General features: G+C 50.2%; 3 protein-coding genes. All 3 read left to right on the forward strand.

What is annotated here, in order from left to right; genetic code table 11:
* The first annotated feature begins 513 nt into the window (after positions 1-513).
* Positions 514-2,664, forward strand: a complete 2,151-nt coding sequence (locus AC55NX_RS20370) for a type VI secretion system Vgr family protein (RefSeq protein ID WP_496997394.1) — start codon at positions 514-516, stop codon at positions 2,662-2,664.
* Between the two features lie 3 nt (positions 2,665-2,667).
* Positions 2,668-3,234 (forward strand): DUF4123 domain-containing protein, encoded by a 567-nt coding sequence (locus AC55NX_RS20375; RefSeq protein ID WP_496997395.1) that lies wholly within the window; start codon positions 2,668-2,670, stop codon positions 3,232-3,234.
* Positions 3,227-4,571, forward strand: a 1,345-nt coding sequence (locus AC55NX_RS20380) for a LysM peptidoglycan-binding domain-containing protein (RefSeq protein ID WP_496997396.1), incomplete at its 3' end; no start/stop codon positions are given. The genes AC55NX_RS20375 and AC55NX_RS20380, both read left to right, overlap by 8 nt.

The raw sequence follows: 4,571 nt of genomic DNA on the forward strand, positions 1-4,571 counted from the left end.
CCGACAATGCTTTGATTGTCCTGTTGCTCACCCGCGGGTGGGCAACATTGTTTATATCAATCACACATTAATTAGAAAAGTAGACTCGACAAAACGATAAGACAATATACCTAAACAACTTCGCGCAGCAGAGATTCGTTTATGAGGTTATTCAGGTATATGTGTTGTGAGGCAAGATGGCTGGGGCGACGGTTCAAAAACTGAGAGGTTCCTTCAGGAAAATTGCTTTCTCGTTGATTTCCCCGCCAATTTTTCATTTTCATCAAGACTCATATATTCATCCGGTTATAATCGGATTTTGCGTTTCGCTATCGTTTGTTTTGACAGTACCGTCTGTTTTTGCCAGAGCACATGATAGAAAAATGCAAATGTTTCTAACAAGAACAACCGGAAAACCGGGCCGAACCCATGTCATGCATGACTGTGGCGCTCCTCAAGGATGCACTGACTTCATGTGTGACAAATCAATGGGTATATGAAATTCAGTCAACTCAACAATGTCAGGAAAAAACTATGGGGACTTTGAACTTCCGTCTTGTCAGTGGTGTCGGTGAAGCCTTGGTCGTCCGTGACTATCAGGGACATGAATCTATCTCTGATTCATTGGATGCACAGGGAAACCCGGTGTATGGCTTTCGCTATCACATCGAGCTGGCCAGCCGCGATTCCGGCATCAGTGCCGAGCAACTGGTTGATACCGCAGCCGTGCTGGAAGTCATCCGCAATGGCGAAGTGGTGCAGCAAGTCCACGGCATTGTGCGCAGCTTCAGCCGCGGTGATACCGGCCATCATCACACTTATTATTCCCTGACACTGGTGCCCGCGCTTGAGCGGTTGTCATTGCGCCACAACAGCCGGATTTTCCAACAAAAAACTGTCCCTGAGATTCTGGCGATGCTCCTCTCGGAAATGAACATCACCGACTACGCCTTCTCCGTCAAACGCGAATGTGCACCGCGGGAGTTCTGTGTTCAGTATCGGGAGACCGACCTAGAGTTCTTCCACCGGCTGGCGGCAGAAGAAGGCTTAATGTACACCTTCAGCCACGAGGCAGAAAAACATACCTTAGTCGTCACCGATAACAGTGCCGGATTTACTCAGCTGGGCGGCAGTGTGCCGTATAACGTGCTGTCCGGTGGTGTGGCTGACACCCCGTATGTCTCCGCCATGCGTGAGACCAAACAGTCCGAAGTCACCGAAGTGACGCAGCGTGACTATAGTTTTGAAAAGCCGTCTTACAGCTTTAAACAGTCGGCACTTGGCAGTGACATGGCCTATCAGTTGCCGGACTACCAACACTACGATGCACCGGGGCGCTATAAAGACGATGCCAGCGGCAAAGCCTTCAGTCAGATTAAGCTCGAACATCTGCGCCGCACCAGTCATACCGCAAGCGGTAAAAGTAACGAAGCCAAACTTCAGGCCGGGGTGGTGTTTACACTAGCCGACCATCTTGATAGTGCAATGAACCGCCCCTGGCTGATTGTCGGGATTGACCATCAGGGCAGTCAGCCCCAAGCACTGGAAGAGTCCGGTGGCAGCGGTGCCACAACTTACAGCAACCAGTTTGTCGTCATCCCGAATGAAACCCTGTGGCGTATGCAGCCCCAGCCAAAACCGCAAGTCGATGGCCCGATGGTCGCGACCGTTGTCGGCCCCGAAGGCGAAGAAATCTACTGTGATGAACATGGCCGGGTGAAAGTCTCTTTCCCGTGGGATCGCTACAGCAACGAAGACGAGCACAGCTCCTGCTGGGTGCGCGTCGCACAAGGCTGGGCAGGCGCCCAGTACGGCATGATGGCGATCCCTCGTATCGGTCATGAAGTGATTGTCACCTTCCTCAACGGTGACCCGGATCAACCGATGGTGACCGGGCGCACCTATCACGCGACCAACACCCCGCCCTATCCTCTGCCGGATCACAAAACCAAAACCGTGATTCGCACCCAGACCCATCAGGGCACCGGTTTCAACGAATTAAGTTTTGAAGACCAATCCGGCAGCGAGAAGATTTACCTCCACGCGCAGAAAGACTATGAAGCGCTGGTTGAAAATGACAGCACCACCCAGATTAAGCATGACCGCCATCTCACGGTTGAAAATGACCGTTACAGCCATGTGCAGGTCAACGACCATCTGAGTATTGACGGTGAGCAGCGAACCGCAATCAAACAGAACCTCACCCTCGAAACCGATGCCTCACTGCATCAGAAAGTCGGCCAGAAAACCATTGTCGATTCAGGCAGCGAAGTGCACCTCAAGGCCGGAAACGCTGTGGTACTCGATGCCGGTAATGAAATCACCGTCAAGGTCGGCGGCAGTTTTATCAAAGTCGATGCAGGCGGCGTACATGTGGTCAGCGGTGCGATCAACCTTAACTCCGGCGGCAGTGCCGGCAGCGGCAGCGGTTACGCCGGCCAGCTTGCAACCATGCCGAACCTCCTCACTGCGTTAACACCACCGGAAGAGGCGCAGGCTTTAGATATCACTGCAACCCAAACGCCTGCATCCCCGGCGATCTACACACTTGCTTCACCGAAAAATATTCAGGCACCGGCATTTGAACAGGTTTCAATGCAGAACACACCGATGTCGAAAATGTGTCAGCGCCAGCCGGACGGAAGCTGTCCGCGTGGTGACTGTCCGTGTACCTCGGAGGCATAAATAATGAGGCTTTTCCCAGAATTACAAGATAGTTCACTGGTACATTGGCTGGTGGTTGATTCCGTCCGGGTACCGGATATTACCCAACTCGTTTACCAGTATGAGAAAAACGTTGAGTTATATCGCCTGTTTGCCGGTACCCCGTTCGATCATTTAATTGAGCAAAGCCCGGTGGCTTTCCGTTATAGCGGTGTGACAGAAATCGAGCGACAGCTCAAAGAAGATTTTGCACTCCGAACCAGTAGCGTGCTGTTTTCCTGTGATCCGTCTGTTGCGACTGAATCGGTCATTCAGCATTTTCAGGCACTGCTTTATGTGGTCGTTGCTGAGTCCCCGATTCTATTCCGTTATTACGCCAGCCCGATGTGGAATGACGTTGCGCCAGAAACCACCGCAGAGGATCGATGTACGCTGCTGGGCCCGTGTCAGGCACTGAGTTGGGTAGACAGCCAGCAGAACGGTCATTCACTCAGACAGTTTCCCGAGGCGAAGATCGAAGCCGATTTCCAGTTACCGTACCATTTACAATCCCCCGTATTTAACGCATTGGTAGAACAACGTTATGGCTAATCCAACTGAGACACCGAAAACTTATACAATAAAACCCGGTGACTGTTTAAGTCTGCTTGCAGAGCATTTTGGTACCAAGCCGGAAATTATTGCAAAACTGAACAGTGATCTGATTAATGATATCGATCTGATCTATGCCGGTGATACCATTATTCTGCCCGGAGAAGATGCAAACTCTGCAATCGATAACCAGCCCGGCAGCCGGGATGAGATCCCCAAGCCACCGGAAAAAGACGCCTGTGCCGGTGATCTATGCTCCGGAAAGGATACCCCGTTTACCGATATCCTGTATGTTCCATCACACCCGACCGAAAAACAAAAACGGTTTTACGCCATTACCGATGAAGTCAAACAAGCGATTCAGGCAGAGCATAAACGCTTAGCAGAATCGATCGTTGCCGATCAAACCGAGACCATCCAAAACCTCAATCGCCTCGGAATTCTCTCACGCTTTTATACCAGCCCGCATGAGATGTTCCTCGAATCAGAAGATGACCTAAAGCGTTACCGTTTTCTATTCCATGCGCGTAAGACGATTCGCTCCGGCGCGGCTAAAAATTATCAAAATGGTGGCGAAAATGGGTTTATCGTCAGCCTTGCCGAACAAGAAGGCCTTGATACCAATAAATTGCTTGACCGTTACACCACTTGGGAAAAACTCAAATACTGGACATTTATCGGGGTCATGTGGACCAGTCCAATTGCTCAGACATTACTGCTCACCAGTAGCAATGTGAAAGAGTATCTCGATAAGGCGAGTAAAGAAGCCTATCACCTAAAGCAAGCCCGAAAACAGTTAAAAGAAACACTGCAAGATCATCTCGACGATGAGATCGAAAAACTGGATAAGGTTGCAGAACTTACCGCAAAAAATAAGCAAGCCGACGACGGCTCTTCTTATGTTTATGACAAAAAGCGGAGCTACTTCACCAGTAACTATGAAAAAGAAATAGAAAACTCGGTCAAAATGTTGCTCCGGGAGCGCAGGATGTGGGGAACTGATGCCAAATTAGCGCTTGATTCCCATGAACAGGCAACACAACTGATCGAAAATTTATGGGATCGTGAAGTCAAGTATGCCGACGAGTTTATCAAAAAATGTACCGCAGCCCGAGAGGCCAATGAGGATGAAAGACTGGTCACTGTCGGGCCATATTCCTACAATAACCCACCGTATGCATGGAACTTTACCCGAACACTGAATGCATTAAACCTGCGTGGCTATGTGGTGAAAGAGCAATGCCTGACCATGGCTGAGCTCGAAGGCACCAGTTCGGCACATCTCGGCCCCAAAACCCTTGAGAAGAATTTTTCAGAATGGCGCGAAAATAAGTTTT

Source organism: Vibrio rubrogenes, from assembly GCF_059641415.1.